We start from the raw sequence: 25,325 nt of genomic DNA on the forward strand, positions 1-25,325 counted from the left end.
TGGGGTCATGGGCGAGGGGGAGCACGGGCACCGGGCGCGGCACGGTCACGGGCACGCCGGCGGGGCCGCAGGGGGCTCCGTGGGCGACCCGGCCAGGCCCGACGTCCCGGGGCTGGAGCTGGGCGAGCTGGTCGCGCGCGGGGCGACGAGCGAGGTGTGGGCCGGCGTCGAGGTCGGCAGTGGGCGCCGGGTCGCGGTCAAGGTCGTCGGGGCCGACCTCGGGGCGCTCGACGCGGCGGCGCGCGAGGCCTCGCTGTCGGCCCGGGCGTCCTCCGCGCACGTCGTCGCGGTCGACGCGTGCGTGCCGCTGCCCGATGGCCGTGTGGCGCTCGTGATGCCCCATGTGGGTGGGGGTCCCCTCGACGCGCTCGTGCGCGCCCGGGGTCACCTCGCCGCGGGTGAGGTCGTCACCGTCCTCGCGCCGCTCGCCTCGGCGCTCGGGCGCCTCCACGACCTCGGGGTCGTCCACGGCGACGTCTCCCCGGGCAACGTCCTCCTCGAGCTCGACGGCCGGCCGGTGCTCGCCGACCTCGGGCTCGGCCACGTCGTCGGCGAGGTCACGCCCGGAGTGTGGGGCACCGACGGCTACGTCGCACCCGAGGTGCTCATGGGGGCCGACCCCGGACCCGCCGCCGACGTCTACGCACTCGGAGCCCTGGGCTGGCTCTGCCTGAGCGGCCAGGTGCCCGGGCCGCCGGGCCTGCGTCCGACGCTGGCGGAGCTGTCGCTGGCGGGGGAGGGCAGTGGAGCGGTCGTCACGGCCCTCGAGGCCGCGGTGTCGCCGCAGGTCGCCGACCGGCCCACGGCCCACGAGCTCGCGTGGCAGCTCTTCCACGCCGCCCGCCCCGAGCCGCTCCACCTCGTCCACGGTGAGGACGAGACGAGCGCCGTCACCTACCGGCTGCGGGCGGCCGCCGCCCACCCCCCGGAGGTCGACGAGCGGATGGCGTGGTCCGACCGGTTCGTCCGCCGCTGGGTGGGGGCCGCGTCGGTTCGGCTCACGCGAGGTCGCCACGCCCGGCCCGCCCCGCCGACCATCCGGCGACGGGCCCTCGTCACGGCGGCCGCGGTGCTCCTGCTGCTCGTCGCCGGGGGCGCGGTCGCGGGCACCGCGGGCTGGCGGCTCGACGGTGCCGCGCGCGCCGACGCCCCGAGTGCCCGCCCGGAGGTCGTCCGCCCAGCAGGCCCTGCCCCGGCGGGCGACGTGCGGCTCGACCCGACGGCCCCGCGTGACCGCCCGGCCGAGCTGGTGGCCGTGCTGGCCGAGGCGCGGGCGCTGGCCTGGCGCGAGGCGAGCCCCGCACACCTGCACGGGGCCGACGCGCCGGGCTCGGCCGCGGAGGCACGCGACCGGGCGGCCGTCACCGAGCTGTCGCGCAGCGGCCTGCGCTACGTGGGCCTGCGGTACACGGTCCGGGACGCGGTGACGCTGACGGCCGCCGACGCGACCGCGCGGGTGCGTGCCCGCATCGACACCGGCGCGTACGGCGTCGTGGGGACGACGGCCTCCACGCCGCGACCCGCCTCGGCGGGGGAGGAGGTGGTGCTCACCCTCGTCCTGACCGACGTCGGCTGGCGGGTCAGCGACGTCGTGCCGGCGCCGTGAGCAAGCAGGTGCCCGGGCCGGGTCAGGCGACGAGCCAGCGGGCCGCGCTGTCGAGGTCGGGATGCTGTGGGACGTAGCCGCTGGCGTGCAGCGCCTCCCCGACGATGCGCTGGCCGCCGAGGATCTCGCCCGCGAACTCGCCGACCACGAGCCGCAGCGCGAGCGAGGGCGCCGGGAGCAGGGAGGGGCGGCCGAGGGCGCGGGCGATGGCGGCGGCGAGGTCGCGCTGCCGGTCGGGGCGGGTGAACAGGTTGACCGGTCCCGTGACCTCCGGGTGGTCGAGCAGGTGGAGGATCGCGCCGACCTCGTCGGCGAGGGTCAGCCACGGCCAGAACTGGCGGCCGTTGCCGAGCGGTCCGCCGAGGCCGAGGCGCGTCATCCGGACCAACGGCGCGGCAGCACCGCCATCGGGGGACAGGACGATCCCGGAGCGGATGAAGGCGACCGGCGCACCGGCGTCGACGGCGGGCGCGGCGGCGGCCTCCCAGGCGAGGACGACGTCGGAGAGGAAGCCGGTGCCGGGCGCGCTCGCCTCGGTGAGCTCCTCGTCGCCTCGGTCCCCGTAGTAGCCGACCGCCGACCCCGACACGAGCCGCGGCGGCACCGGCAGCGAGGCGATGGCGGTCGCCACCGCCGTCGTCGCGTCGACCCTCGACCCGAGGATCTCCTTCTTGCGCGAGGGCGACCACCGCCTGTCGCCGACCCCGGCGCCGGCGAGGTTGACCACTCCGGTCACGCCGTCGAGGGCGCCCGGGTCGAGTTCGCGGGTCGAGGGGTCCCACTCGACCTCGTCGGCCGCGCGGGGGGCGCGGCGCACGAGCCGGACGACCTCGTCACCGCGCTCACGCAGCGCGGTGACGAGGGCGGTCCCGATGAGTCCCGACGAGCCGGTGACGGCGACGCGGCCCACGGTGTCCCCTCCGAGTGCCTCGGTCAAAGACCCAGGTCGGCCTCGAAGGCACCTTCCTCGAGGCGCTGCTTGATCGTCGTGAGGAAGCGCGCGGCGTCGGCGCCGTCGACGATCCGGTGGTCGTAGGACAGGGCGAGGTAGACCATCGAGCGGATCGCGATCGTCTCGCCACCGTCGTCGGTCACGACGACGACCGGCCGCCGGACCACCGAGCCCGTCCCGAGGATCGCCACCTGCGGCTGGTTGATGATCGGGGTGTCGAAGAGCGCGCCACGCGACCCGGTGTTGGTGATCGTGAAGGTCCCGCCGGCGAGGTCGTCGGGCATGATCTTGTTGCTCCGCGTGCGGTCGGCGACGTCCGCGATCCCGCGCGCGAGACCCGCGATGTTGAGGTCGCCGGCGTTCTTCAGCACGGGGACGAGCAGGCCCTTCTCGGTGTCGACGGCGATGCCGAGGTGCTCGGCGCCGTGGTAGGTGACGTCGTCGCCCTCGATGCTCGCGTTGACCGTCGGGTGCGCCTTGAGCGCCTCGACGGCCGCGAGCGCGAAGAACGGGAGGAACGACAGCTTGGTCCCCTCGCGCTGGGCGAACTCGCCCTTCGCGCGGTCGCGCAACCGCGAGATGCGGGTGACGTCGACCTCCACGACCGTCGTCAGCTGCGCCGACACCTGGAGCGACTCGACCATGCGACGGGCGATCGTCTTGCGCAGCCGGCTCATCGTCTCGGTGCTGCCGCGCTTCGACGACGCCTCCGGCGCGACCGCGGTGGTGGTGGTGGCCGCGGCGGGTGCCTGGGCTGCCGGTGCGGCTGCGGGCTCGGGCGCCTTCTTGGCCTCGGCGGCGTCGAGGACGTCCTGCTTGCGGATGCGTCCGCCGATGCCGGTGCCCTCGAGGCTCGAGAGGTCGATGCCGTGGTCGGCGGCGAGCTTGCGGACAAGGGGGGTCACGTAGGCCGCGGCGTCACGGTCGCCGTCGGAGGGCGCGGCCGGTGCGGGCGCCTGCGCCGCGGGAGCGGCAGGGGCCTGCTGCGCCGGGGCCTCCTCGGCCTTCTCGGCCTCCTGCGCGGGGGCGGGCTCGGGCTCGGGCTCCGCGGAGGCCTGCTCGGCCGGGGGCTCCTCGGCTGCCGGGGCCTGCGCGGCTGCCGGGGCCTGCGCGGCTGCCGGGGCCTGCGCGGACTGCTCCTGCGCCGGGGCGGCCGTGGCGCCACCGCCACCACCGCCGACGATCGCGAGGTCGGCACCGACCGGCACCGTCTCGTCCTCCTGGACGAGGATCTTGGTCAGGGTGCCCGCGACCGGCGAGGGGATCTCGGTGTCGACCTTGTCGGTGGAGACCTCGAGCAGCGGCTCGTCGACGGCGACCTCGTCGCCCTCGGCCTTGAGCCAGCGGGTCACCGTGCCCTCGGTGACCGACTCGCCGAGGGCCGGCATCGGCACCGTCGTGCCGGAGCCGCCGTCTCCGGACCCGCCCGAGCCCGCGTCGGAGGAGGCCGCCTGCTCGCCGGCGTCGGACCCACCGTCGGAGGCCTGCGGCTCGGCCGGCTCCTGGCCGCCCTCGTCGCCCGCCTCGGCGACGGCATCGCCGTCGGACTGGTCCGAGATCTCGTCGGCCGGGCCGGAGTCCGCGCCCTCCTGCGCGGCGGGGGCCTCCTCGGCCGCCGCCTCCTCGCCGGAGGACTGGGACCCACCGTCGGACGATCCGCCACCGGACCCGTCCCCGATGACCGCGAGGTCGGCACCGACCGGGACGGTGTCGTCCTCCTGGACGAGGATCTCCTCGAGCGTCCCCGCCACCGGGGAGGGGATCTCGGTGTCGACCTTGTCGGTCGAGACCTCGAGGAGCGGCTCGTCGACCTCGACCGTGTCACCGACGTTCTTCAGCCACCGCGTCACGGTCCCCTCGGTGACGGACTCGCCGAGTGCGGGCATCTGTACACGTTCGGACATCAGGGGTGCTCTCCTTCGTGGGCGGCGGTGGCGTTCATCACTCTAGTTGTGTGCGTGGAGCGGCTTGCCGGCGAGCGCCATGTGGGCTTCGCCGAGGGCCTCGTTCTGGGTGGGGTGGGCGTGCACGAGGGAGGCGACGTCCTCGGGGTGGGCCTCCCAGCCGACGACGAGCTGGGCCTCACCGACCTGCTCGCCGATGCGCGAGCCGACCATGTGGACGCCGACGACCGGGCCCTCCTTGACGCGCACGAGCTTGACGAAGCCCTGGGTCTGCAGGATCTGGCTCTTGCCGTTGCCGCCGAGGTTGTACTCGTAGGTCTCGACCGCGTCGCCGTGGGCGGACCGCGCCTGCTCCTCGGTGAGGCCGACCGAGGCGACCTCCGGCTCGCAGTAGGTGACGCGCGGGATCTCGGCGTCGACGACCGGCACCGGCGAGAGCCCGGCGATCGACTCGGCGACGAAGATGCCCTGGGCGAAGCCGCGGTGCGCGAGCTGCAGGCCGGGCACGATGTCGCCCACGGCCCACACGCCCTCGACGGAGGTGCGGCACCGCTCGTCGGTGACGACGAAACCGCGCTCGAGCGTGACGCCGGCCTCCTCGAACCCGAGCCCGGACGTCGAGGGGCCGCGGCCCACCGCGACGAGCAGGAGGTCGGCCTCGAGGGACTCGCCGCCCTCGAGCGTCACGGTGACGACGCCGCCGGCCTGCGAGGCCGACTCGAACCGCGCGCCGGTGCGCACCGTGATCCCGCGCTTCCTGAACGCCCGTTCGAGCGCCGTCGAGCACGACGGGTCCTCGGCCGCGACGAGCCGGGGGAGAGCCTCGACGACGGTGACCTCCGAGCCGAACGAGCGCATGACGGAGGCGAACTCGACGCCGATGACCCCGCCGCCGAGGACGACGACGCGCCCCGGTACCTCGTCCAGCCCGAGCGCCTGGTCGCTCGTCATGACCCGGCCGCCGATCTCCAGGCCGGGCAGGGTGCGGGCGAAGGACCCGGTGGCGAGGACGACGTGCCGCCCGACGAGCCGGCGGTCGCCGACGACGACGGTGCGGCCGTCCTCGAGGCGGCCCTCGCCCTCGACGTACTCGACCTTCCGGGACTTCACGAGCCCCTGCAGGCCCTTGTGCAGCCGCGAGACGACGCCCTCGCGGTAGGCGGTGACGCCCGGGAGGTCGATGCCGTCGAGCGTGGCCCGCACGCCGAACCGCGACGCCTCGCGCGCCGCATCGGCGACCTCGGCGGCGTGGAGGAGCGCCTTGGTCGGGATGCAGCCACGGTGCAGGCAGGTCCCCCCGAGAAGGTCCTTCTCGACGAGCGCGACGGTCAGGCCCAGCTCGGCCGCGCGCAGCGCGCAGGCGTACCCGCCGCTCCCCCCTCCGAGGACGACGACGTCATGGGTGGTCTCGGCGGTGGCCGGCATCCCGGGCAGCTCCTTCGTGGTGGCGACGGGCGGGGCGTCCGCGGCGCGGGTGGTGCCGGCACGACGCTGACGAGCATCCTTGCACTCCCGTCGAGGGTGCACACATCCCTTTCCCAGCGTGCTCCCACCGGGGTGCGGGAGGCACGCCCTATCGTGGGCGCATGGCGTGGTGGAGGAGGCGGCGCGGCCCGGCGTCGCCCAGGGGAGGGGCGGACCTGTCGAGCGCGCGCGCCCACCTCGCCGACTTCGTGGCGTCGCGCCGCGGGGTCGAGGCCTACGTCGAGCCGGCCACGAACATCACGGCCACGACCGTCGTCCTCATCGCCCACGACGGCGAGTGGACCCGGCGCGCGCTGCCCTCGCGCCCCGTCGCCTTCGAGGTGGCGCGCGGCCTCGACGTCCCGGTCTACGACGTCAACCTCACCGGCTACCCCGCGCGGATGCGCGAGTGGACCGCCCGCCAGCGCCGCTCCAAGGAGCGCTGAGCACCAATCCGCTGGCCCCGGGGACCCGTCCGTGCGAGCGTGGGGGTCCGATCCCCGACGGAAGGACGACCCCGATGTCATCCAAGGACCGACCCCGCGCCGCCGTGCCCGACGACGTCAAGGCCCGGTTCAAGGCCGCGCTCGAGAAGAAGCAGGCCCACGGCGGCACCGACGTCTCCGACACCTCCGAGCACGGCAAGGTCGGCGGCGCCCACGGCCCCGAGACGAGCGCCCGGCAGCAGATGTTCCGGCGCAAGAGCGGCGGCTGACCGCCCGCCACCCGCGGGACCGTGCGCCCGCGCGGGTGCCGTGGGGCCGCGTCAGCCGGCCGAGCCCTCGACGAGGGTGAGGAGGGTGCCGACGCCGAAGCCGGTGCCGCCCTTGGGGGTCGCGCCCTTCGGGCCCTTCTCGTTGAACGCGGGTCCGGCGATGTCGATGTGGGCCCACGGGATGCCCTCGCCGACGAACTCCTGGAGGAAGAGGCCGGCGGTGAGCATGCCGCCGTCGCGGTCGCCCTTGTGGGCGATGTCGGCGGTGGGGGTCTCGAGCTTCTTGCGCAGCTCGACGGGCAGCGGCATCGGCCACGCGCCCTCACCGGCCGACCCGGCGGCGTCGACGACGCGGGAGCGGAAGGTGTCGTCGTTGCCCATGACGCCGGCGATGTCGGTGCCGAGGGCGACCACCTGGGCGCCGGTGAGGGTGGCGACGTCGACGATCCAGTCGGGGTGCTTCTCGCTCGCGAGGCAGAGGCCGTCGCCGAGGACCATGCGCCCCTCGGCGTCGGTGTCGAGGATCTCGACGCTCGTGCCGTCGCGCATGACGACGACGTCGCTCGGGCGCTGGGCCGTGCCGCTCGGCATGTTCTCGGCGAGGCAGAGGTAGCCGGTGACCGCGACCGGGAGGTCGAGCTCGGCGGCGGCGAGCACCGCGGCGGCGACGGCGGCGGCGCCGGCCATGTCGCACTTCATCGTCACCATCCCGGTGGCCGGCTTGATGTTGAGGCCGCCGGAGTCGAAGGTGATGCCCTTGCCGACGAGGGCGACCGAGGCCTTCGGCGCGCTCGGTGCCCACGACATCGTGACGATCCGCGGCGGGTTGGCCGAGCCCTGGCCGACTCCGGTGATGCCACCGAAGCCGCCCTTGACGAGCGCCTTCTCGTCGAGGACGGACACCGAGATCTTCGCGGTCGAGGCCGAGGCGCGCTTCTTCACCGCGTCGGCGAACGAGGCGGGGAACAGGTAGTTCGGGGGGGTGTTGACGAGGTCGCGGGCCCAGTCGCGCGCTGCCCCGAGGACGGCGGCGCGCGCCACGGCGTCCTTGGCCGCCTTCCCCTGGCCCGCACCCGACACCACGGTGATCCGCGGCCCGGCGGAGGCCGCCCGGGCGGCGCCCTTCGTGGCGCCGGTGCGGCGCGCCGGGAGCGGGCCGGACCGGTCGTACGTGTAGCAGCCGGCGAACGCCCCGTCGGCGACGGCGGACAGGCTCTCGACATCGGGCGTCGGGAGGGCGAGGGCGACCGACTTCTTGCCGCGCACCGTGCGCAGGGCGGCACCGGCGGCCCCGCGCAGCACCTCGTGCGGGTACGCCGTGCGCCGCGTCGTCCCCTCCCCGAGCCCGGTGAGGACGACCGAGGTCGCCTTGACCCCGGGCACGGCGACGACGCGGACCACCTCGTCCGGCCTCCCGGTCGCCTCGACGTCGGCGAGGACCGCCTGGAGGTGGACGACGGCCTTGCGGGGGAGGCCGTGGCCCGTCGCGAGGTCGGGGCCGTCGGGGGTGCTCACCGAGCCGACGACGAGGGTGTCGGCGGGCAGCTCGGCGGGCGTGCGGGTCGTCACGGAGAGGGTGGTCATGCGCGCACCCTACCGAGCAGCCGCGGGCCCCACGGCAGGCGGTAACGTGCCCGGCATGACCGACCTCCTGCGCTCCCCGCTCCACGACCGGCACGTCGCGCTCGGCGCCAAGATGGCCGACTTCGGGGGCTGGTCGATGCCCATCGAGTACCCCGGTGGCGGGGTCGTCGCCGAGCACACGGCGGTGCGCGAGCGGGTCGGAATCTTCGACGTGTCGCACCTGGGCAAGGCCCGCGTCTCGGGCACCGGCGCGGCCGACTTCGTCAACAGCTGCCTCACCAACGACCTGCTCCGGATCGGTCCGGGACAGGCGCAGTACACGATGTGCTGCACCGAGAACGGTGGGGTCGTCGACGACCTCATCCAGTACCTGCGCAGTGACGACGACGTCTTCCTCATCCCCAACGCCGCGAACACCGCCCGGGTCGTCGAGCTCCTTGCGACCGCCGCGCCCGAGGGCGTCACCGTCGAGAACCTCCACGACGCGTACGGCGTCGTCGCGGTGCAGGGCCCGCGCTCCGACGAGGTGCTCCGCGCCCTCGGCCTGCCCGTCGACCACGACTACATGAGCTTCGTCGAGGTCGAGTGGGAGGGGCTGCCCGTCATCGTCTGCCGCACGGGGTACACCGGCGAGCGCGGCTACGAGATCGTCCCCGCGTGGGACGTCACCGCCTCGGTGTGGGACGCCCTCGTCGAGGCCGTGCGCGCCGAGGGCGGTCTGCCCGCCGGGCTCGGTGCCCGCGACACGCTGCGCACCGAGATGGGGTACCCGCTCCACGGCAACGACCTGTCCGCCGACATCACGCCCGTCATGGCCGGCGCCGCCTGGGCGGTCGGCTGGGACAAGCCGCGGTTCTGGGGCAAGGAGGCGCTCACCGCCGAGCGTGCGGCGAAGCAGACCCGCCTCATGCGCGGCCTCGTCGTCACCGGGCGGGGCATCCCGCGCCCGCACTGCGACGTCAAGGACGAGTCGGGTGCCGTGGTCGGCGAGGTGACGTCGGGGACGTTCTCGCCCACGCGCAAGCAGGGCATCGCCCTCGCGCTGCTCGACCGGTCGGTGACCCTCGGCGACGAGGTCGTCGTCGACGTGCGCGGGCGCGACGTCCCCGCCACGGTCTCCAAGCCGCCGTTCGTCGAGGTGGGGGTGCGGGAAGCATGAGCGAGCAGTGGACCTGGGGCTACGAGGACGCCTCGGGCGCCGCGCTGACCGGGGAGGCCCTCACCGAGACCGCCTTCCCGACCCAGTCCGACGCCGAGAGCTGGTTCGGCGAGGTGTGGCACGACCTGTCGGACGCCGGCGTCGCCGCCGTGACCCTGTACCGCGACGGTGAGAAGGTCTACGGCCCGATGAGCCTGGACGCCGCTCCCTGAGGGAGGACGCGGGTCAGGCGGGGAACTGCCCGCGGTCCACCTGGGGACGCGGCATCCGCGACCGGCGCAGCTGGAAGGCGCGCATCGCCGCGTACATCCCGTTGCCGCGGGTCCTCGCGGCCTCCTCGCCGAACTTCTCGACGAGGCGCGCCCGCAGCCTGCGCCACATGAGGAAGGTGTCGGCGATCGCGGTGAGGAGGATGCCGTAGGTCAGCACCGTGACCATGAGGAGGATCTCGCTGGTGCGCACGAAGCTGAGCGCGAGGACGATGAGCATGAACGGCAGCATGAACTCGGCGAGGTTGCGCCGGGCGTCGACGTGGTCGCGGATGTAGCGGCGCACCGGACCCTTGTCGCGCGGGGGGAGGTGTGACTCGTCGCCGGTGATCATGGCCTGGCGCGCCTTCGACATCGCCTCACGGCGCTTCTCGCGGTCCTGCGCCCGCGCCTGCTTGCGGTCGGTGACGACGAGGGGGCGCTTGCGGGCGGCCTCCTGGTCGCGGCGCCGGGGGGTCGGCCGGTTCTTGGCGCCCTCGCGGTGGGCGAGGGCGTCCTCGGCGAGCTGGTCGTTGGTGGTCTTGCTGCGTCCGAACACCCCCCAACTCTAGGCGCTCCGCGGGACTGCTCGGACGCCTGCTCCCCGGCCCGGCCGCGTCCCCGGCCGCAGGTAGGGTCGGGCGGGTGACCGACGTCCTCCCCACCGACCAGCTCTCCGCCCTCCGCGACCGCGTGTCCGACCTGATGCCGGGCGTGCGCGCCGACCTCGAGGCCCTCACCCGCATCCCGAGCGTCAGCCTCGACGCGTTCGACCAGGCCCACGTCGAGGCGAGCGCCGAGGCGACGGCCGCGCTGCTGCGCGCCGAGGGCCTCGAGGTCGAGATCGTCCGCGAGGGCGGGCGGCCGGCCGTCATCGGGCACGTCGACGGCCCGCCCGGGTCGCCCACGGTGATGCTCTACGCGCACCACGACGTCCAGCCCCCCGGCGACGAGGCGCTCTGGGACAGCCGGCCGTTCGAGCCCACCGAGCGCGACGGGCGGCTCTACGGGCGCGGCGCGGCCGACGACAAGGCCGGGATCTTGGCGCACGTCGCCGCCCTGCGCGCGCACGCCGGGGCGCTGCCGGTCGGCGTCACCGTCTTCGTCGAGGGCGAGGAGGAGATCGGCTCCGACTCGCTGCCGACGATCCTCGAGCGGCACGGCGAGAAGCTGCGCGCCGACGCCATCGTCCTCGCCGACTCCACGAACTGGGCGATCGGCGAGCCGGCCCTCACAACGACGCTGCGCGGGATGATCCGCGTCGTCGTCACCGTGTCGACCCTCGACCACGGCGTGCACTCGGGGATGTTCGGCGGCGCGGTCCCCGACGCCCTCACCACGCTCGTGCGCGTCCTCGCCTCGCTCCACGACGACGCCGGCAACGTCGCCGTCGCCGGCCTGAAGGAGGGCGTCGCGGCCGACCTCGAGTTCTCCGAGGAGCGGCTGCGCGAGGAGTCGGGCCTGCTCGACGGCGTCTCGACGATCGGGTCCGGGTCGCTCCTCAGCCGGATCTGGACCAAGCCGTCCGCCACGACGATCGGCATCGACGCCCCCTCGGTCGCGACGTCGTCGAACACGCTCGTGCCGAGCGCCTCGGCGAAGGTCTCCATCCGCCTGGCTCCTGACGAGGACGACCTGGAGGCGTTCGAGCTCGTCAAGGGGCACCTGCTCGCGAACACCCCGTGGGGCGCGAAGGTCGAGGTCCACCTCGACGACCGTGGTCTGGGGTTCGCGGCGGACGCGCACGGACCGGTCTACGACGAGGCCCGGGCGGCCTTCCGCGACGCGTGGGGGGTCGAGCCCGTCGACATCGGGGTCGGCGGGTCCATCCCGTTCGTCGCGGCGTTCGCCGAGAGGTTCCCCGAGGCCGCCATCCTCGTCACGGGTGTCGAGGACCCCGACGCCCGCGCCCACGGCGCCAACGAGTCGCTGCACCTCGGCGAGTTCGAGAAGGTCTGCGTCGCCGAGGCCGTCCTGCTCGCCCGTCTCGGCGCGCTGCCGCGCTGAGGGAGGTTCCGATGGCCCAGGGCAGCTACGTCGAGGACGAGTTCCGCCGCGACACGTCGTACATCGAGGACCGCATCGCCCGTGACGGCACCGGGGAGCACGAGTGGCCCGTCGAGGCCGGCCGGTACCGCCTCGTCGTCGCGCGCGCCTGCCCGTGGGCCAACCGGGCGATCATCGTCCGCCGTCTCCTCGGCCTCGAGCCGGTGCTCTCGATGGGGGTGTGCGGACCGACCCACGACGCCGACAGCTGGACCTTCGACCTCGACCCCGGTGGCGTCGACCCGGTGCTCGGCATCCCGCGCCTGAAGGACGCCTACGAGAAGCGCTTCCCGGGCTACCCGCGGGGCATCACGGTTCCGGCGGTCGTCGACGTCCCGAGCGGCGCGGTCGTGACGAACGCCTTCGCCCAGCTGACCCTCGACCTGTCGACGCAGTGGTCCGCCTTCCATCGCGAGGGTGCACCCGACCTCTACCCCGAGGCGCTGCGCCCCGAGATGGACGCGGTGATGGAGGAGGTCTACACCGAGGTCAACAACGGCGTGTACCGCTGCGGCTTCGCCGGCACCCAGGCGGCGTACGAGAAGGCATACGCCCGCCTGTTCGCCGCCCTCGACCGGCTCACCGAGCGGCTGTCGACCCGGCGCTTCCTCATGGGCGAGACGATCACCGAGGCCGACGTGCGGTTGTTCACGACCCTCGCGCGCTTCGACGCCGTCTACCACGGTCACTTCAAGTGCAACCGGCACAAGCTGTCCGAGCTGCCGGTCCTCTGGGCCTACGCGCGCGACCTGTTCCAGACGCCCGGGTTCGGCGACACGACGGACTTCGTGCACGTCAAGAGCCACTACTACGAGGTCCACCGCGACATCAACCCGACCGGCGTGGTCCCCGCCGGTCCCGACCTCTCCGGCTGGGCCGAGCCGCACGGCCGGGAGTCCTTGGGCGACAACCCCTTCGGTGACGGCACGCCGCCCGGACCGCCCCCGGAGGGCGAGCGCGTGCCGACCGCCCACAACCCCCACGTCGGCCCCGACGGCCTCGTGCACGTCTGAGCGCGCGGGGTCAGTCCTTGGCGGTCTCGCCGGGGAGGGCGAGCATCCGGTCGAGGGCGACGCGCGCGTGGTGGGCGACGTCGGGGTCGACCCGGATCGGGTTGACGACCCGCCCCTCGGCGAGCGACTCCAGCGCCCACACGAGGTGCGGGAGGTCGATCCGGTTCATCGTCGAGCAGTAGCAGACGTTCTTCTCGAGGAAGACGATCCGCTGCTCGGGGAACTCGGCGGCCAGGCGGCGCACGAGGTTGAGCTCGGTTCCCACCGCCCACGCGGTCCCCGGCGGGGCGGCCGCGATCGTCCTGATGATCTTCTCGGTGGAGCCGACCTCGTCGGCGAGCTCGACGACCTCGTGGCGGCACTCGGGGTGGACGATGACCTTGACGTCGGGGATCTCGCGGCGGGCCGCCTCGACGGCCTCGACCGAGAAGCGGCCGTGGACCGAGCAGTGCCCGCGCCACAGGATCATCGTCGCGTCGCGCAGCTGCTCGGGGGTGAGGCCGCCCATCGCCCGGTGCGGGTCCCAGACCACGCAGTCCTCGAGCGGGCGGCCGAGGTCGCGGGCGTAGGTGTTGCGACCGAGGTGCTGGTCGGGGAGGAAGAGGACCTTGCCGCCGGACCCTGCCTGCTCGAGGGCCCACGTCAGCGCGGTCCTGGCGTTGGAGGACGTGCAGATGGTCCCGCCGTGGCGCCCGGTGAACGCCTTGATGGCGGCCGAGGAGTTCATGTACGTCACGGGCACCGTGACGTCGGCGACCCCGGCCTCGACGAGCTCGTCCCAGCACTCCTCCACCTGGTCGATGGCGGCCATGTCGGCCATCGAGCAGCCGGCCGCGAGGTCGGGCAGGACGACGGTCTGGCTGTCGGCGGTGAGGATGTCGGCCGACTCGGCCATGAAGTGCACCCCGCAGAAGACGACGTACTCGGCGTCCGGGCGCGCGGCGGCCTCCTTCGCGAGCTTGAACGAGTCGCCCGTGACGTCGGCGAACTGGATGACCTCGTCGCGCTGGTAGTGGTGCCCGAGGACGAAGACGCGGTCGCCGAGGGCCTCCTTGGCCGCGCGGGCGCGCTCGACCAGCCCGGGGTCCGAGGGCGCCGGCAGGTCGCCGGGGCACTCGACGCCGCGCTCGCTCGCGAGGTCGCGACCGTGCCCGAGGACGAGCAGGGGCAGTGGCGCGTTGCGGGGTGTGTCGGTCGTCGTCGTCACCCCTCGATCGTAGGTGCTCAGCCCATGGACCTCTGACCGTCGATCGACTCGCGGATGATGTCGGCGTGCCCGGTGTGGTGGGCCAGCTCGGAGAGGATGTGCACGAAGACGCGCCGCGCGCTGCGCCGCTCGCCCGGGGTGAACCAGGGCGCCGGGGGCAGGGCGTGGTCGGCGCCGAGGTCGCAGGTGCGGACCAGCTCGTCGGTGTGGGCGGCGACCTCCCGGTAGAGCGCGACGACGCCCTCGAGCGTCTCGTCGGGGAGCAGCCGGAACTCGTTCGCCCGGGCCTCGAGGTCGGCGTCCTCGCCCCCGGCCATCGCCCCGCTCTCGACGAAGTCGGTCCACCCGCGCTCGGTGAGGGCGACGTGCTTGACGAGGCCGCCGAGGCACAGCTCGCTCGCCGTGGGCGTGAGCCGCGCCTGGTCGTCGGTGAGGCCCTCCACGGTGTGGAGGAAGAAGTACCTCTGCTGGGCGAGCGCCTCGAGGAGCGAGACCCGCTCGGGGTCGAGGGTGGTGTCGGTCGTGCCCTGCGGTGTCGCGGTCATCGCTGGTCCTCCCCGGTCGGTGGCGGTGCTCGCGCACCCCGTCCGACCCGACGCTAGCGAGCGCCACCGACACCTGCGCCCCGGCGCCGTGCCCACCGCCCCGCCCACCGATACCCTCTCGCCGTGCGCGTCCTCATCGCCCCGGACTCCTTCGGGTCAACGCTCGGCCCGGTGCAGGCGGCGACGGCCATGGCGGAGGGCTGGAACCGCGGCGCCCCGCACGACGAGGTCGACCTCCTCCCGCTCAGCGACGGAGGGCCGGGCTTCCTCGACGTCCTCGGCCGCGCCCTGGGCGGGACCACGGTGATGACGACCGTCAGCGACCCGCTGGGCCGTGAGGTCCCCGCCGCCGTCCTCCTCGTCGAGCGCGGCGGGCGCAGGACGGCGTACATCGAGGCCTCCCAGGCGACCGGCATCCACCTCCTCGGCGCGGACGAGCGAGACCCCGGCCTCACGAGCACCTGGGGTGTCGGGCGCCTCGTCGAGACCGCGCTCGCCGAGGGCGCCGCGACGGTCGTCCTCGGCGTGGGCGGCGGTGCCACGAACGACGCCGGCGCCGGCCTGCTCGCCGCGCTCGGGGCAGGGCCGGCCTCGGTGCTCGCGCGCGGCGGCCTCGCGCTCGCCGACGCCCCCGACGACGCCCTCGTCGGGCTGCCCGCCGTCCTGGACCGGCTGGCCGGCGTCGACCTCGTCCTCGCGACGGACGAGGACACCCCGCTCCTCGGCCTGCAGGGCACGAGCGCCGTCGAGGCGCCGCGCAAGGGGGCCTCCGCGACGCAGGCACAGGCCCTCGAGGGCGCGCTGGGGCACTTCACCGACGTCGTGCGCCGATCCGTCCCCGCCCCGCCCCTCGACCTGCTCTCCGGGATGCCGCGCCGCCTCGACCGCGAGCCCGGCGCGGGCGCGGCCGGCGGCCTCGGCTTCGCCCTGCTCGCCCTCGGCGCGCGCCGGGTGGGAGCCGTCGAGACGGTGCTGCGCGAGGTCGGGTTCGGCATCGCCGCCGCGCGGGCCGACCTCGTGGTCACCGGCGCCGGCCGGGTCGACTGGAGCACGATGCGCGGCTCGGTCGTGGCCGGGGTCGCCGCCGCCACCCTGGAGACGGCCCGGCCCACCGTCCTCGTCGCGGGGGAGTGCCTCGTCGGGCGGCGGGAGACGATGGCGCTCGGGCTCGCCGCGACCTACGCCGTGGCCGAGACCCCCCGGGAGGTCGAGGCGATGGTCGCGGACCCCGTCGAGACCCTCGCCGCCCGCACGGCCCGGGTCGCCCGCACCTGGTCACCCGCGCGCTGACGCCGACCACACGCCCTCCGACCCCCGCCAGGGCACGGGCTACCGCCCCGTCGGTGTCGCGATCGCGACACCTACGGGGCGGTAGCACGCGCCTCGGATCGGCGATGGTGACGACGCGCCGGTGGACACCCGGGCGGACCGCGCCCGGGACCGACGTACCATGGGAGGGCGCCGGGAACACGGAGCGACCCCACGAGGTTGACCCCCGCGACCCGGCCGGCAACCGGCCACCGCCAGCTACAGGAGTGCCATCCATGAGCGACCAGCTCCAGACCACCGAGGCCCCCACGACCGAGGAGGCCGCCCACGGCGTCGTCCTCACCGACGTCGCGGCCACGAAGGTCCAGTCCCTGCTCGCGCAGGAGGGTCGCGACGACCTCCGCCTGCGGGTCGGCGTGCAGCCGGGTGGCTGCTCGGGCCTGATCTACCAGCTCTACTTCGACGAGCGCACCCTCGACGGTGACCTCGTCCGCGACTTCGGCGGTGTCGAGGTCGTCGTCGACCGGATGAGCGCCCCCTACCTCGAGGGCGCCACCATCGACTTCGCCGACACGATCGAGAAGCAGGGCTTCACCATCGACAACCCCAACGCGGGGAGCTCGTGCGCCTGCGGCGACAGCTTCAGCTGACGCGCCCGGCCGGCCTCGCCGCCGGCCCACCCGAGAGGGCCCGCACCACCACGGTGCGGGCCCTCTCGGCGTCCCCGGGGGTCCGTCCGCCCCGCCGCGGACGGTAGGTTCTCCCCGTGCAGATCGCCGTCGCCGGGTCCATCGCCACCGACCACCTCATGACCTTCCGGGGGAGCTTCGCCGACTCCCTCGTCGTCGAGCAGCTGGACAAGATCTCGGTCAGCTTCCTCGCCGACTCCCTGGAGATCCGCCGCGGCGGTGTCGCCGGGAACATCTGCTTCGGGATGGCGGTGCTCGGCTCGCGCCCGATCCTCGTCGGGGCCGCAGGGGAGGACTTCGCCGACTACCGCAGCTGGCTGACACGGCACGGCGTCGTCACCGACCACGTGCACATCTCCGACTCGCGGCACACCGCCCGCTTCGTCTGCACGACCGACGACACGATGGCCCAGATCGCCACCTTCTACCAGGGCGCGATGGCCGAGGCGCGGATGATCGAGCTCGGCCCGATCCACGAGCAGTGGGGGCTGGACCTCGTCCTCATCGGCGCCGACGACCCCGAGGCGATGCTGCGCCACACCAAGGAGTGCCGCAGCCGCGGGATCCCCTTCGTCGCCGACCCCTCCCAGCAGCTCGCGTTCGCCGACGGGCCCGTCATCCGCTCGCTCATCGACGGTGCGGACTACCTGTTCACGAACGAGTACGAGTCGCACCTCACCGAGACCAAGACCGGGTGGACGCAGGAGGAGATCGACGCGCGCGTGACGACCCGCGTCATCACCCGTGGCAAGGACGGTGCCGACATCCGCACCAAGGGCGAGGAGCCGATCCACGTCCCCGTCGCCGGCGAGGTCAAGCGCGTCGACCCCACCGGCGTCGGTGACGCCTTCCGCGCCGGCTTCCTCGTCGGCCTCGCCGGTGGGCTCGGCCACGAGCGGTGCGCGCAGATCGGCTCGACCCTCGCGACGTACGTCCTCGAGACGGTCGGCACCCAGGAGTACGTCGTGCGGCGAGACGCCTTCCTCGAGCGCATCGAGACCGCCTACGGCGCCGAGGCGGCCGAGGAGATCGCACCCCTCGTGCGCACCGCCAACGGCTGACCGGGACCGGCCCACGATGCCGTTCCCGCCCGTCGACCCGGAGCCGAGCCACTGGCTCCTCGACGGCACGCGCGCCGACCCGGGCGAGGACCTCGTCGCCGCCGGCGCCGACCTCGAGCCCGGCACCATCCTCGCGGCCTACCGGGCCGGACTGTTCCCGATGGGCCTGGGGGTCCACGGCTCGGGCACCATCGGCTGGTGGTCGCCCGACCCGCGGGGCGTCATCCCCGTCGGGGCCCTGCGGGTGCGGCGCTCCCTGCGCCGGGCGCTGGACCGGTTCGAGGTGCGGGTCGACACCGCCTTCGACGAGGTCGTCAGGCGCTGCGCCGACCCCGACCGCGACGGGCGGTGGATCACCGACGACATCGCCGCGGCCTACGGGCGCCTCCACGACCTGGGCTGGGCGCACAGCGTGGAGGCCTGGCAGGACGGCGAGCTCGTCGGTGGGCTCTACGGGCTGTCGGTCGGGGGCCTGTTCGCCGGGGAGTCGATGTTCCACTCGGTGCGCGACGCGTCGAAGGTGGCCCTCGTCGGGCTCGTCGAGCGGTTCTTCGCCGACGGCGACCCGCGCCGGCTCGTCGACGTCCAGTGGGCCACCGAGCACCTCCAGCGGCTCGGGGCGCAGGAGTGGCCGCGGGAGCGGTACGTCGCCGCGCTCCGGGAGGCGCTCAAGGCCCCTCAGGTCGACCTCTCGGCCGCCCCGCCCACCACGACCCGGTAGGTCGTCACCCCGTCGGGGTCGGCCGCGCCCACCTCGACCTCGTGCCCGCGCATCCGGCCCCACGCCGGCACGTCCGAGCGGGCCGCGACGTCGTCGGCAAGGAGGGTGAGGCGCGACCCCGGCGGCAGGGTGCGAGCGGCCCGCGCCACCCGGATCACGGGCACGGGGCAGCGGGTGCCGCGGGCGTCGACGACGAGGGCGTCGCCCTCCGGCTCGCTCACAGGTCGTCCGTCCCGAGCCGGCGCCGGACGGCGGCGACGGCGTCCGGCAGCTCGCGGCACAGCCGTTCGACGTCGTCGGCGCGGGTGGGGGAGACGCCGGCGAGGGGGAGGGTGACGCGGACGTTGCCGTGCGTGAGGACGCCCATGGCCGCGAGGACGTGGCTGGGGCGGAGCGCGCTGGACGTGCACGCCGAGCCGGAGGCGACGTGCAGGCCGCGGCGGGCCAGCTCCTCGACGAGCACCTCGCCGTCGGCGTACAGGACGCTGAAGGTGACGACGTGGGGGAGGCGGTCGGCGGGGTCGCCGACGACCTCGACGTCGGGGACCGCGGCCGCCGCCGCCCGGACGCGGTCGACGAGGGCGCGGGCCTCGGCCTCCTCGGCCGCCCGACCGGCCGCGCCCTGGCGCCAGGCCTCGGCGGCGGCGAGGACGAGCGGCACCCAGGGGGCCGCGTGCTCGCGCCCCTGCTCGGCCTCGCGCCGCGGGCCGGGCAGCCCCCACCGGGTACCGGCCCGCACCGCGAGCAGGCCCAGCGGAGGTCCACCGAACGAGGCCGCGTCGGCGACGACGACGTCGGCGTCGCGGAGCAGGGCGTCGGAGGTCGCGTCCCGCCCTAGGGAGGACGTCGCGTCGAGGAGGAGGGGCACACCGGCCGCGCGTGCCGCGGCGGCGACCTCCGCGACCGGCTGGCGGGTGCCGACCTCGCCGTTGGCGGTCTGGACCACCGCCGCGCCCACGTCGCCCGCCGCGAGCGCGTCTGCGTAGGCCGCGACGTCGGCGCGCCCGTCCCGCCCGACGGGCACCGGCTCGCCGACGCCCGGCTGGACGAGGACGACCGACCGCTCGGTCGCCGCGGCGACGACCCGTTCGCCGACCCGCCGCCGGGCGTGGCGCAGCCCGGTGACCGCGAGCTCGAGGGCGGCCTCGGCGCCGACGTGGACCGACACCTCCCCGGGACGGGCGCCCAGGGCCTCGGCGAGGACGGAACGGGCGGTGTCGAGGAGGGCGCGGGCCTCCCGGCCGGGGCCGTGGAGGCGGGTCGGGTCGGCCGACCCGGGCCCCAGCGCGGCCTCGAGGGTGCGGGCCGCGAGGGGGTGCAGCGGACCCCTCACGGCGTCGAGGAGGCCCCCGTCGAGGCGCAGGTCAGAGGTGTCCGCCACAGGTTCGACGCTAGTCCCCCCTGCCTGACCGGTCCGTGGGGGGTGCAGTAGGGTTTGCAGCGTCCGTCGACCTCCTCCTGACGAAGGGTGCAGCGGTGCGCCAGCACGACCTCCCCACGCCCCGTCGGGCCCGCCGCCGCCTCGGCGCGTGGGCCCTCATCGGGTCGCTCCCGGCCGCCGCCCTCACGGGGTGCTCGAGCGCCGAGGACCTCCGCGGCGACGCCTCGACCGGCTGGCTGCCAAACGCCGTCACCGAGGGTGGCGAGACGGTCACGACGCTGTGGATCGGCGCGTGGATCGCGGCGCTCGCCGTGGGCGCCCTCGTCATCGGCCTCATCGTCTGGTGCGCCGCGGCCTACCGCCGCAAGCAGGACGACAACGAGCTGCCGGTCCAGCTGCGCTACAACATCCCGATCGAGATCCTCTACACCGTCGTGCCGATCTTCATGGTCGTCGTCCTCTTCGCCTACACCGCGCGCGACGAGGCGGCCCTGCTCGAGCGCCGACCGGACCCGGACGTCACGGTCAACGTCGTCGGCAAGCAGTGGAGCTGGGACTTCAACTACGTCGAGGAGGACGTCCACGAGGTCGGCACGCAGGCGATCCTCACGGGGGAGCCCGGCGCGGTCGACACCGTCCCGACGATGTACCTGCCGGTCGGCGAGCGCATCGAGTTCGTCCTCACCGCGCGCGACGTCATCCACTCGTTCTGGGTGCCGGCCTTCCTCCAGAAGATGGACATGATCCCGGGACGGGTCAACCGCTTCCAGGTCACGCCCACGCAGGAGGGCACCTTCAAGGGCAAGTGCGCCGAGCTCTGCGGGGCCTACCACTCGCAGATGCTGTTCAACGTCAAGGTGGTCTCCCGCGCCGAGTACGACGCCCACGTCGCCGAGCTGCGGGCGAAGGGGCAGACCGGCCTGCTCAACAACGAGCTCAACCGGGAGCAGCTCATGGACGACCAGATCGACAACGAGAACATCGACGGGAGTCAGTGACGATGAGCGCCGCCACCGACAGCACGATGCTGCGGGAGACGACCACGCGGGCCCGCAGCCGGCGGATCGCCCCCGGCTCGGTCGTCATCAAGTGGGTCACCACGACCGACCACAAGGTCATCGGGCACCTGTACTTCATCACCTCGTTCATCTGGTTCCTCATCGCCGGGCTCATGGCGCTCGTCATCCGCGCCGAGCTCGCCGAGCCGGGGCTGCAGCTGGTCGACAACCCCGACCAGTACAACCAGCTGTTCACGATGCACGGCACGATCATGCTGCTGCTCTTCGCGACGCCGCTGTTCGCCGGCTTCGCGAACGCGCTGATGCCGCTGCAGATCGGCGCCCCCGACGTCGCCTTCCCGCGGCTGAACATGTTCGCGTACTGGCTCTACCTGTTCGGCGGCATCATCGCCGGCGCCGGCTTCCTCACTCCCGGTGGGGCCGCCTCGTTCGGCTGGTTCGCCTACGCCCCGCTCTCGGACAACAGCTACAGCCCGGGCCTCGGCGGGGACCTGTGGGTCTTCGGCCTCGCGCTCGGTGGCTTCGGCACGATCCTCGGTGCCGTCAACTTCATCACGACGATCCTGTGCATGCGCGCGCCCGGCATGACGATGTTCCGGATGCCGATCTTCACGTGGACCGTGCTCATCACCTCGATCCTCGTGCTCATCGCCTTCCCGGCCCTGGCCGCCGCGCTCTTCGCGCTCGGCGCCGACCGGCGCTTCGGGGCCCACGTCTTCGACCCCGAGAACGGCGGGGCGATGCTGTGGCAGCACATCTTCTGGTTCTTCGGGCACCCCGAGGTCTACATCATCGCGCTGCCCTTCTTCGGCATCATCTCCGAGGTCCTGCCGGTCTTCTCGCGCAAGCCGATCTTCGGCTACAAGACCCTCGTGTACGCGACGATCGCCATCGCGGCCCTCTCGGTCAGCGTGTGGGCGCACCACATGTACGTCACCGGACAGGTGCTGCTGCCGTTCTTCGCGATCATGACGATGCTCATCGCCGTGCCCACCGGGGTGAAGTTCTTCAACTGGATCGGCACGATGTGGGGCGGCAAGGTCAGCTACGACACGCCGATGCTCTGGGCCAACGGCTTCCTCGTGACCTTCCTCCTCGGCGGCCTCACCGGCATCATCCTCGCGACGCCGACCCTGGACTTCCAGCTGTCCGACAGCTACTTCGTCGTGGCGCACTTCCACTACGTCGTCTTCGGCACCGTCGTCTTCGCGATGTTCTCGGGCTTCTACTTCTGGTGGCCCAAGCTCACCGGCCGGATGCTCGACGAGACGCTCGGCAAGGTCCACTTCTGGATGCTGTTCATCGGCTTCCACCTCACCTTCCTCGTCCAGCACATCCTCGGGATGCAGGGCATGCCCCGCCGGTACGCCGACTACATGCCCGAGGACGGCTTCCAGCTCGGCAACCAGATCTCGACGACCGGCGCCTTCCTGCTCGGGCTGTCGACGCTGCCGTTCCTCTACAACGTGTGGAAGACGTGGCGCTCGGCGCCGCTCGTCGAGGTCGACGACCCGTGGGGCTACGGCGGGTCGCTGGAGTGGGCGACCTCCTGCCCGCCCCCGCGGCACAACTTCACCGAGATCCCCCGGATCCGTTCCGAGCGGCCAGCGTTCGACCTCCGTCACCCGCAGGCGGCCCCGGGCGGGTACCACGACCAGCGGATGGCCAAGGAGAGCGTCCTCGTCGACGCGCTCGGCCCGGCCGACCTCGGGGACAACGCCTTCGTCGAGCCCGACGAGAAGAAGGAGCACTGACCGATGCGTGCGATGGAGAAGCTCGGCCTCCTCATCGGGGTGTTCGCCTTCGTCATGGCGGCGATCTACGGGCCGTGGACGAACAGCACCGAGATCGGCGTCGAGTGGGTCGGTGTCATCGGCCTGATCCTCGCCGGACTGCTCGGCTTCATGATCGCCTGGTACCTCTGGATGACGCGGCGCCGGCTCGAGCCGGACCCGTCCGACGACCCGATCGGCGAGATCGACGAGTTCCAGGGCGACTTCGGGTTCTTCAGCCCGCACAGCTGGTGGCCGCTGTTCCTCGGCGGCTCCGCGGCGCTGTGCTTCCTCGGCCTCGCGGTCGGCTGGTGGATCTTCATCATCGGGGCCTTCTTCGCGGTGCCCGCGCTCGTCGGCTGGACCTTCGAGTACTTCAAGGGCGAGCACGCCCTCTGACCCCTCCCGTCGCCGGGGGCCCGTCCGAACCCTGCTGACAACCCGCGCGGCCGGTGCAGCGGGCGTGGCCGGCCTGGCCGGAGCGCTGATGGTGCTCAGCGTGCGGCTCCAGCCCCCCTGGCTCGCTCGGCTCCTGGCTCGGCAGGGGGTCGTCGCGGTCGCCACGCGGACGTCGTCGGCCGAGGTCGCCCTGACGTTCGACGACGGGCCGCACGAACCCCTCTCCTCCCGCCTGCTCGACGTCCTCGCCTCCCACGGGGTGCCTGCGACGTTCTTCTACCTCGGGTCCGCGGTCGAGGCCCACCCGGAGGTGGTCCGGGCCGCGGTCGCTGCCGGCCACGAGGTCGGCAACCACGGTTGGCTCGACCGCCCGACGATCCGGCTGTCGCGCACCGCCCTCCGCGCCGACATCACGCGTACCGGGGAGGCGGTGCGGCGTGTCACGGGACGCACACCGGTCCTCTTCCGCCCCGGCTCGGGATGGCTGACGCCCGGGCAGCTGCGGGACCTCACGGCCCTGGGGTACCGGGTGGTCCTCGGCTCCGTCGCAGTCCTGGACCTCACCGTCGCCGACGTCGACCGCGAGCTGCGCTTCCTCCTCGCCCGCGTCCGGCCGGGGTCGGTCATCGTGCTCCACGAGGGCGGCGCGGCCCGTGAGCGCGTCGTCGACCTCGTGGCCCGGCTGCTGCCCGAGCTCGCAGCACGGGGCTACGCGTGCGTCCCCCTGTCCCGGCTGCTCGGCGCGTCCACATCGCGCTGAGGCCGGCCCCGGGGCGGGCCGCCCGCCCGGTTCAGTCCCAGCCGAGCTCGTGCAGGGCGTCGTCGTCGATGCCGAAGTGGTGCGCGATCTCGTGGACGACGGTGACGGCGATCTCCTCGCGCAGGTCGTCCTCGTCGTCGCACATCCGGGTCAGGGGTCCGCGGAAGAGCAGGATGCGGTCGGGGAGCGAGCCGGACTCCCACCAGGTGCCGCGCTCGGTCAGCGGGGTCCCCTCGTAGACGCCGAGGAGGTCGGGGTCGTCGGCCGGCGGCTCCTCCTCGACGAAGAAGGCGACGTTGTCGAGCATGGCCATCAGCTCGGCCGGGACCTCGTCGAGGGCCTCCTCGACGATGGCGTCGAACTCCTCGGCGGTCAGCGGCTCCACGGCACCAGCCTGCCACCCGTCAGTCGCGGTCCCGGGGTGGGGCCTGCAGGGCGGTCAGGGCTGGCCGGCCGAGCGGGCGGCCGTTCCACGAGGCGGTGGCCGCCCCGTCGGCGCAGCGCAGGGCCAGGACGTGAGGAGTCTCCAGGGCGGCGACGCGCGCCTCGAAGACGTCCGGTGCGGTCCAGCCGCCCGACGCGACCCACGGGAAGCCGTCGGGGTCCGGCCAGCCACCGTCGCCGCACCGGACCGTCACCGACCCGCCGTCGTCGATGTCGAGCACCCAGTCGGCGCCGTCGCCGTCGCCGCGCCGGACCGTGACCCGCGTGAGGGCGGGGTGGTCCTCGCAGGGCTCGTGGGTGTGCTCCCACGGCCCGTCGCCCACCGGCGCGGCCGACGAGCGCGGTGCGCCGAGCCGGGCCGCCGCCAGGCGCGCCGACAGCACCCCGTGGGCGCCGTCGTCGCGCGCGAGGGCGCCGGGCGCGAGCCCGGGCAGCAGGACCTCCCAGATGCCGTCGAGGAGCGCCTGGGTGTCGGTGCTGCAGGAGGTGACACCGACGACGAGCCCGGCCGCCGGGACCACGACGGCGAACTGGCCCCAGGCGCCGTCGGCCCGGAAGGCGTCGTGGCGGCACCGCCACAGCTGGTAGCCGTACCCCTGCTGCCAGTCCACGGTCTCGGGGTGCGGTGTGGTGTCCACCTGCGCGGCACTCGCGCGGGCGACCCACCCCTCGGGGAGGAGGTGGCGTCCGCCCCACACGCCGTCCAGGCGCAGCAGCTCACCGAGGCGGGCCAGGGCCTCGGTCGTCACGTGCAGTCCGGAGAAGCCCGCGTCGAGCCCGTCGTGCCCGCTCCATGCCGCGGGGCCGACGCCGAGGGGGTCCAGGAGCCGCGGGCGGAGGTAGTCGAGGAGGCGTCGCCCACTGCGCCGCTGCACCGCCAGGGCGGCCATCAGCGTCGCGCCGTTGTGGTAGACGAACCACGAGCCCGGCTCGCACTCAGGCTCCTTCGCGAGGAACTCGGCGGGGAAGGTCCGCAGGTCGCCGTCGCGCCAGACGTAGGTGTCGGCCTCGTGGCCGGTGGACATCGACAGGACGTGGTGGAGGGCCAGCCGGGCCGCCCTCGGACCGGCGACCGCCGCGGCCTCCGGGAAGACGTCGACGAGCCGTTCGTCGAGGGAGAGCAGCCCCTCGGCCTCGGCCAGGCCCACGGCGCACGAGGTGAACGTCTTGCTCACCGAGTACACGAGCTGCACGACGTCGGGGCGGTACGGCGCCCACGTCCCCTCGGCGACGACCCGGCCGTGCCGCAGGACGAGCACGCCGTGCGCCTCCACCGCGGAGGCGTCCCAGCGCTCGAGGAGGGCCGTGAGGGCCGCCGGGGGCACGCCCACGTCCTCCGGCCGCGACCGGGGGAGGCGCGGGACGCC

26 protein-coding genes are annotated in these 25,325 nt (G+C 74.2%); 15 read left to right on the forward strand and 11 right to left on the reverse strand.

Annotation, left to right across the window (positions count from 1 at the left end; translation table 11 throughout):
- The first annotated feature begins 7 nt into the window (after positions 1-7).
- Complete coding sequence (locus ACK8HX_RS02880) at positions 8-1,606, forward strand: serine/threonine protein kinase (protein ID WP_411939134.1); 1,599 nt, start codon at positions 8-10, stop codon at positions 1,604-1,606.
- A gap of 22 nt (positions 1,607-1,628) precedes the next feature.
- On the opposite strand, the gene ACK8HX_RS02885 is transcribed toward ACK8HX_RS02880, so the two are convergent.
- Genes ACK8HX_RS02885 through lpdA form a run of 3 tightly spaced genes read right to left on the reverse strand, consistent with a single transcriptional unit; the run spans position 1,629 to position 5,887 of the window.
- A complete protein-coding gene (locus ACK8HX_RS02885) occupies positions 1,629-2,516 on the reverse strand; it encodes a TIGR01777 family oxidoreductase (RefSeq protein WP_411939135.1) in 888 nt (295 codons plus the stop codon).
- Positions 2,517-2,539: 23 nt separating this feature from the next.
- Positions 2,540-4,462, reverse strand: coding sequence for a 2-oxoglutarate dehydrogenase, E2 component, dihydrolipoamide succinyltransferase (gene sucB / locus ACK8HX_RS02890; RefSeq protein ID WP_411939136.1), 1,923 nt, complete (start codon positions 4,460-4,462; stop codon positions 2,540-2,542).
- 42 nt (positions 4,463-4,504) lie between these two features.
- Positions 4,505-5,887, reverse strand: a complete 1,383-nt coding sequence (gene lpdA, locus ACK8HX_RS02895; protein WP_411939137.1) for a dihydrolipoyl dehydrogenase — start codon at positions 5,885-5,887, stop codon at positions 4,505-4,507.
- A gap of 161 nt (positions 5,888-6,048) precedes the next feature.
- Here lpdA and ACK8HX_RS02900 point away from each other — a divergent pair, with 161 nt between their 5' ends.
- Together ACK8HX_RS02900 and ACK8HX_RS02905 are read left to right on the forward strand one after the other, a co-directional pair.
- Positions 6,049-6,372, forward strand: coding sequence for a hypothetical protein (locus tag ACK8HX_RS02900; RefSeq protein ID WP_411939138.1), 324 nt, complete (start codon positions 6,049-6,051; stop codon positions 6,370-6,372).
- 74 nt (positions 6,373-6,446) lie between these two features.
- Positions 6,447-6,641 (forward strand): DUF5302 domain-containing protein, encoded by a 195-nt coding sequence (locus tag ACK8HX_RS02905; RefSeq protein ID WP_411939139.1) that lies wholly within the window; start codon positions 6,447-6,449, stop codon positions 6,639-6,641.
- Between the two features lie 51 nt (positions 6,642-6,692).
- Here the strand turns inward: ACK8HX_RS02905 and ACK8HX_RS02910 are convergent, their stop codons facing one another.
- Positions 6,693-8,225 (reverse strand): leucyl aminopeptidase, encoded by a 1,533-nt coding sequence (locus ACK8HX_RS02910; RefSeq protein WP_411939140.1) that lies wholly within the window; start codon positions 8,223-8,225, stop codon positions 6,693-6,695.
- Between the two features lie 55 nt (positions 8,226-8,280).
- On the opposite strand from ACK8HX_RS02910, the gene gcvT reads away from it, so the two are divergent.
- Positions 8,281-9,384: a glycine cleavage system aminomethyltransferase GcvT gene (gene gcvT, locus ACK8HX_RS02915; protein WP_411939141.1), complete on the forward strand. Its 1,104-nt coding sequence runs from the start codon at positions 8,281-8,283 to the stop codon at positions 9,382-9,384.
- A complete protein-coding gene (locus ACK8HX_RS02920) occupies positions 9,381-9,596 on the forward strand; it encodes a hypothetical protein (protein WP_411939142.1) in 216 nt (71 codons plus the stop codon). The genes gcvT and ACK8HX_RS02920 overlap by 4 nt, the downstream gene beginning before the upstream one ends.
- 13 nt (positions 9,597-9,609) lie before the next feature.
- Here ACK8HX_RS02920 and ACK8HX_RS02925 read toward each other — a convergent pair whose 3' ends face one another.
- Positions 9,610-10,191 (reverse strand): DUF3043 domain-containing protein, encoded by a 582-nt coding sequence (locus ACK8HX_RS02925; RefSeq protein ID WP_411939143.1) that lies wholly within the window; start codon positions 10,189-10,191, stop codon positions 9,610-9,612.
- 146 nt (positions 10,192-10,337) lie between these two features.
- On the opposite strand from ACK8HX_RS02925, the gene ACK8HX_RS02930 reads away from it, so the two are divergent.
- Both ACK8HX_RS02930 and ACK8HX_RS02935 read left to right on the forward strand, forming a co-directional pair.
- Positions 10,338-11,639 (forward strand): dipeptidase, encoded by a 1,302-nt coding sequence (locus ACK8HX_RS02930; protein ID WP_411939342.1) that lies wholly within the window; start codon positions 10,338-10,340, stop codon positions 11,637-11,639.
- An 11-nt stretch (positions 11,640-11,650) separates the two neighbouring features.
- Positions 11,651-12,691, forward strand: coding sequence for a glutathione S-transferase family protein (locus ACK8HX_RS02935; RefSeq protein WP_411939144.1), 1,041 nt, complete (start codon positions 11,651-11,653; stop codon positions 12,689-12,691).
- Between the two features lie 10 nt (positions 12,692-12,701).
- Here ACK8HX_RS02935 and nadA read toward each other — a convergent pair whose 3' ends face one another.
- Positions 12,702-13,898 (reverse strand): quinolinate synthase NadA, encoded by a 1,197-nt coding sequence (gene nadA, locus ACK8HX_RS02940; protein ID WP_411939145.1) that lies wholly within the window; start codon positions 13,896-13,898, stop codon positions 12,702-12,704.
- A 17-nt stretch (positions 13,899-13,915) separates the two neighbouring features.
- On the reverse strand, positions 13,916-14,443 hold the full coding sequence (locus ACK8HX_RS02945) for a DinB family protein (protein ID WP_411939146.1): 528 nt from the start codon (positions 14,441-14,443) through the stop codon (positions 13,916-13,918).
- A gap of 123 nt (positions 14,444-14,566) precedes the next feature.
- Between ACK8HX_RS02945 and ACK8HX_RS02950 the strand changes: the two genes are divergently transcribed.
- The 4 genes from ACK8HX_RS02950 to aat all read left to right on the forward strand — a co-directional run bounded on the left by ACK8HX_RS02950 (position 14,567) and on the right by aat (position 18,183).
- Positions 14,567-15,733, forward strand: a complete 1,167-nt coding sequence (locus ACK8HX_RS02950; protein ID WP_411939147.1) for a glycerate kinase family protein — start codon at positions 14,567-14,569, stop codon at positions 15,731-15,733.
- Positions 15,734-15,987: 254 nt separating this feature from the next.
- On the forward strand, positions 15,988-16,362 hold the full coding sequence (locus ACK8HX_RS02955; protein WP_411939148.1) for a HesB/IscA family protein: 375 nt from the start codon (positions 15,988-15,990) through the stop codon (positions 16,360-16,362).
- A gap of 116 nt (positions 16,363-16,478) precedes the next feature.
- On the forward strand, positions 16,479-17,462 hold the full coding sequence (locus tag ACK8HX_RS02960; RefSeq protein WP_411939149.1) for a carbohydrate kinase family protein: 984 nt from the start codon (positions 16,479-16,481) through the stop codon (positions 17,460-17,462).
- Between the two features lie 16 nt (positions 17,463-17,478).
- The gene (gene aat, locus ACK8HX_RS02965; RefSeq protein WP_411939150.1) at positions 17,479-18,183 is read left to right on the forward strand and encodes a leucyl/phenylalanyl-tRNA--protein transferase; all 705 of its coding nucleotides are present in this window, start codon (positions 17,479-17,481) and stop codon (positions 18,181-18,183) included.
- Here the strand turns inward: aat and ACK8HX_RS02970 are convergent.
- Positions 18,141-18,404 carry a sulfurtransferase TusA family protein gene (locus ACK8HX_RS02970; RefSeq protein ID WP_411939151.1) on the reverse strand — a complete coding sequence of 88 codons (264 nt, stop codon included), beginning with the start codon at positions 18,402-18,404 and terminating at the stop codon, positions 18,141-18,143. The genes aat and ACK8HX_RS02970 overlap by 43 nt on opposite strands.
- Positions 18,401-19,564, reverse strand: a complete 1,164-nt coding sequence (locus ACK8HX_RS02975) for an aminotransferase class V-fold PLP-dependent enzyme (protein ID WP_411939152.1) — start codon at positions 19,562-19,564, stop codon at positions 18,401-18,403. The genes ACK8HX_RS02970 and ACK8HX_RS02975 overlap by 4 nt, the downstream gene beginning before the upstream one ends.
- Before the next feature lie 95 nt (positions 19,565-19,659).
- Here ACK8HX_RS02975 and ctaC point away from each other — a divergent pair, with 95 nt between their 5' ends.
- The 4 genes from ctaC to ACK8HX_RS02995 all read left to right on the forward strand — a co-directional run bounded on the left by ctaC (position 19,660) and on the right by ACK8HX_RS02995 (position 23,514).
- Positions 19,660-20,562, forward strand: a complete 903-nt coding sequence (ctaC, locus tag ACK8HX_RS02980; protein WP_411939153.1) for an aa3-type cytochrome oxidase subunit II — start codon at positions 19,660-19,662, stop codon at positions 20,560-20,562.
- Positions 20,563-20,588: 26 nt separating this feature from the next.
- Positions 20,589-22,337, forward strand: coding sequence for an aa3-type cytochrome oxidase subunit I (gene ctaD, locus ACK8HX_RS02985; protein ID WP_411939343.1), 1,749 nt, complete (start codon positions 20,589-20,591; stop codon positions 22,335-22,337).
- 3 nt (positions 22,338-22,340) lie between these two features.
- Positions 22,341-22,754 carry a cytochrome c oxidase subunit 4 gene (locus ACK8HX_RS02990; RefSeq protein ID WP_411939154.1) on the forward strand — a complete coding sequence of 138 codons (414 nt, stop codon included), beginning with the start codon at positions 22,341-22,343 and terminating at the stop codon, positions 22,752-22,754.
- Between the two features lie 100 nt (positions 22,755-22,854).
- A complete protein-coding gene (locus ACK8HX_RS02995) occupies positions 22,855-23,514 on the forward strand; it encodes a polysaccharide deacetylase family protein (RefSeq protein ID WP_411939155.1) in 660 nt (219 codons plus the stop codon).
- A gap of 31 nt (positions 23,515-23,545) precedes the next feature.
- On the opposite strand, the gene ACK8HX_RS03000 is transcribed toward ACK8HX_RS02995, so the two are convergent.
- Together ACK8HX_RS03000 and ACK8HX_RS03005 are read right to left on the reverse strand one after the other, a co-directional pair.
- A complete protein-coding gene (locus ACK8HX_RS03000; protein WP_411939156.1) occupies positions 23,546-23,899 on the reverse strand; it encodes a metallopeptidase family protein in 354 nt (117 codons plus the stop codon).
- 19 nt (positions 23,900-23,918) lie between these two features.
- Positions 23,919-25,283: a serine hydrolase domain-containing protein gene (locus ACK8HX_RS03005; protein WP_411939157.1), complete on the reverse strand. Its 1,365-nt coding sequence runs from the start codon at positions 25,281-25,283 to the stop codon at positions 23,919-23,921.
- Positions 25,284-25,325 lie beyond the last annotated feature (42 nt).

Source organism: Oryzobacter faecalis (assembly GCF_046764005.1).
Lineage (GTDB): Bacteria > Actinomycetota > Actinomycetes > Actinomycetales > Dermatophilaceae > Oryzobacter > Oryzobacter faecalis.

Bases quoted from the DNA above. Each gene is read 5' to 3' on its own strand.
- ACK8HX_RS02990 (WP_411939154.1), top strand. From the start codon at position 22,341: ATGCGTGCGATGGAGAAGCTCGGCCTCCTCATCGGGGTGTTCGCCTTC.
- ACK8HX_RS02920 (WP_411939142.1), top strand. From the start codon at position 9,381: ATGAGCGAGCAGTGGACCTGGGGCTACGAGGACGCCTCGGGCGCCGCG.
- gcvT (WP_411939141.1), top strand. From the start codon at position 8,281: ATGACCGACCTCCTGCGCTCCCCGCTCCACGACCGGCACGTCGCGCTC.
- ACK8HX_RS02935 (WP_411939144.1), top strand. From the start codon at position 11,651: ATGGCCCAGGGCAGCTACGTCGAGGACGAGTTCCGCCGCGACACGTCG.
- ACK8HX_RS02910 (WP_411939140.1), bottom strand. From the start codon at position 8,225: ATGACCACCCTCTCCGTGACGACCCGCACGCCCGCCGAGCTGCCCGCC.
- lpdA (WP_411939137.1), bottom strand. From the start codon at position 5,887: ATGCCGGCCACCGCCGAGACCACCCATGACGTCGTCGTCCTCGGAGGG.
- ACK8HX_RS02905 (WP_411939139.1), top strand. From the start codon at position 6,447: ATGTCATCCAAGGACCGACCCCGCGCCGCCGTGCCCGACGACGTCAAG.
- aat (WP_411939150.1), top strand. From the start codon at position 17,479: ATGCCGTTCCCGCCCGTCGACCCGGAGCCGAGCCACTGGCTCCTCGAC.
- ACK8HX_RS02955 (WP_411939148.1), top strand. From the start codon at position 15,988: ATGAGCGACCAGCTCCAGACCACCGAGGCCCCCACGACCGAGGAGGCC.
- ACK8HX_RS02945 (WP_411939146.1), bottom strand. From the start codon at position 14,443: ATGACCGCGACACCGCAGGGCACGACCGACACCACCCTCGACCCCGAG.
- ACK8HX_RS02880 (WP_411939134.1), top strand. From the start codon at position 8: ATGGGCGAGGGGGAGCACGGGCACCGGGCGCGGCACGGTCACGGGCAC.
- ACK8HX_RS02930 (WP_411939342.1), top strand. From the start codon at position 10,338: ATGCCGGGCGTGCGCGCCGACCTCGAGGCCCTCACCCGCATCCCGAGC.
- sucB (WP_411939136.1), bottom strand. From the start codon at position 4,462: ATGTCCGAACGTGTACAGATGCCCGCACTCGGCGAGTCCGTCACCGAG.
- ACK8HX_RS02900 (WP_411939138.1), top strand. From the start codon at position 6,049: ATGGCGTGGTGGAGGAGGCGGCGCGGCCCGGCGTCGCCCAGGGGAGGG.
- ctaD (WP_411939343.1), top strand. From the start codon at position 20,589: ATGCTGCGGGAGACGACCACGCGGGCCCGCAGCCGGCGGATCGCCCCC.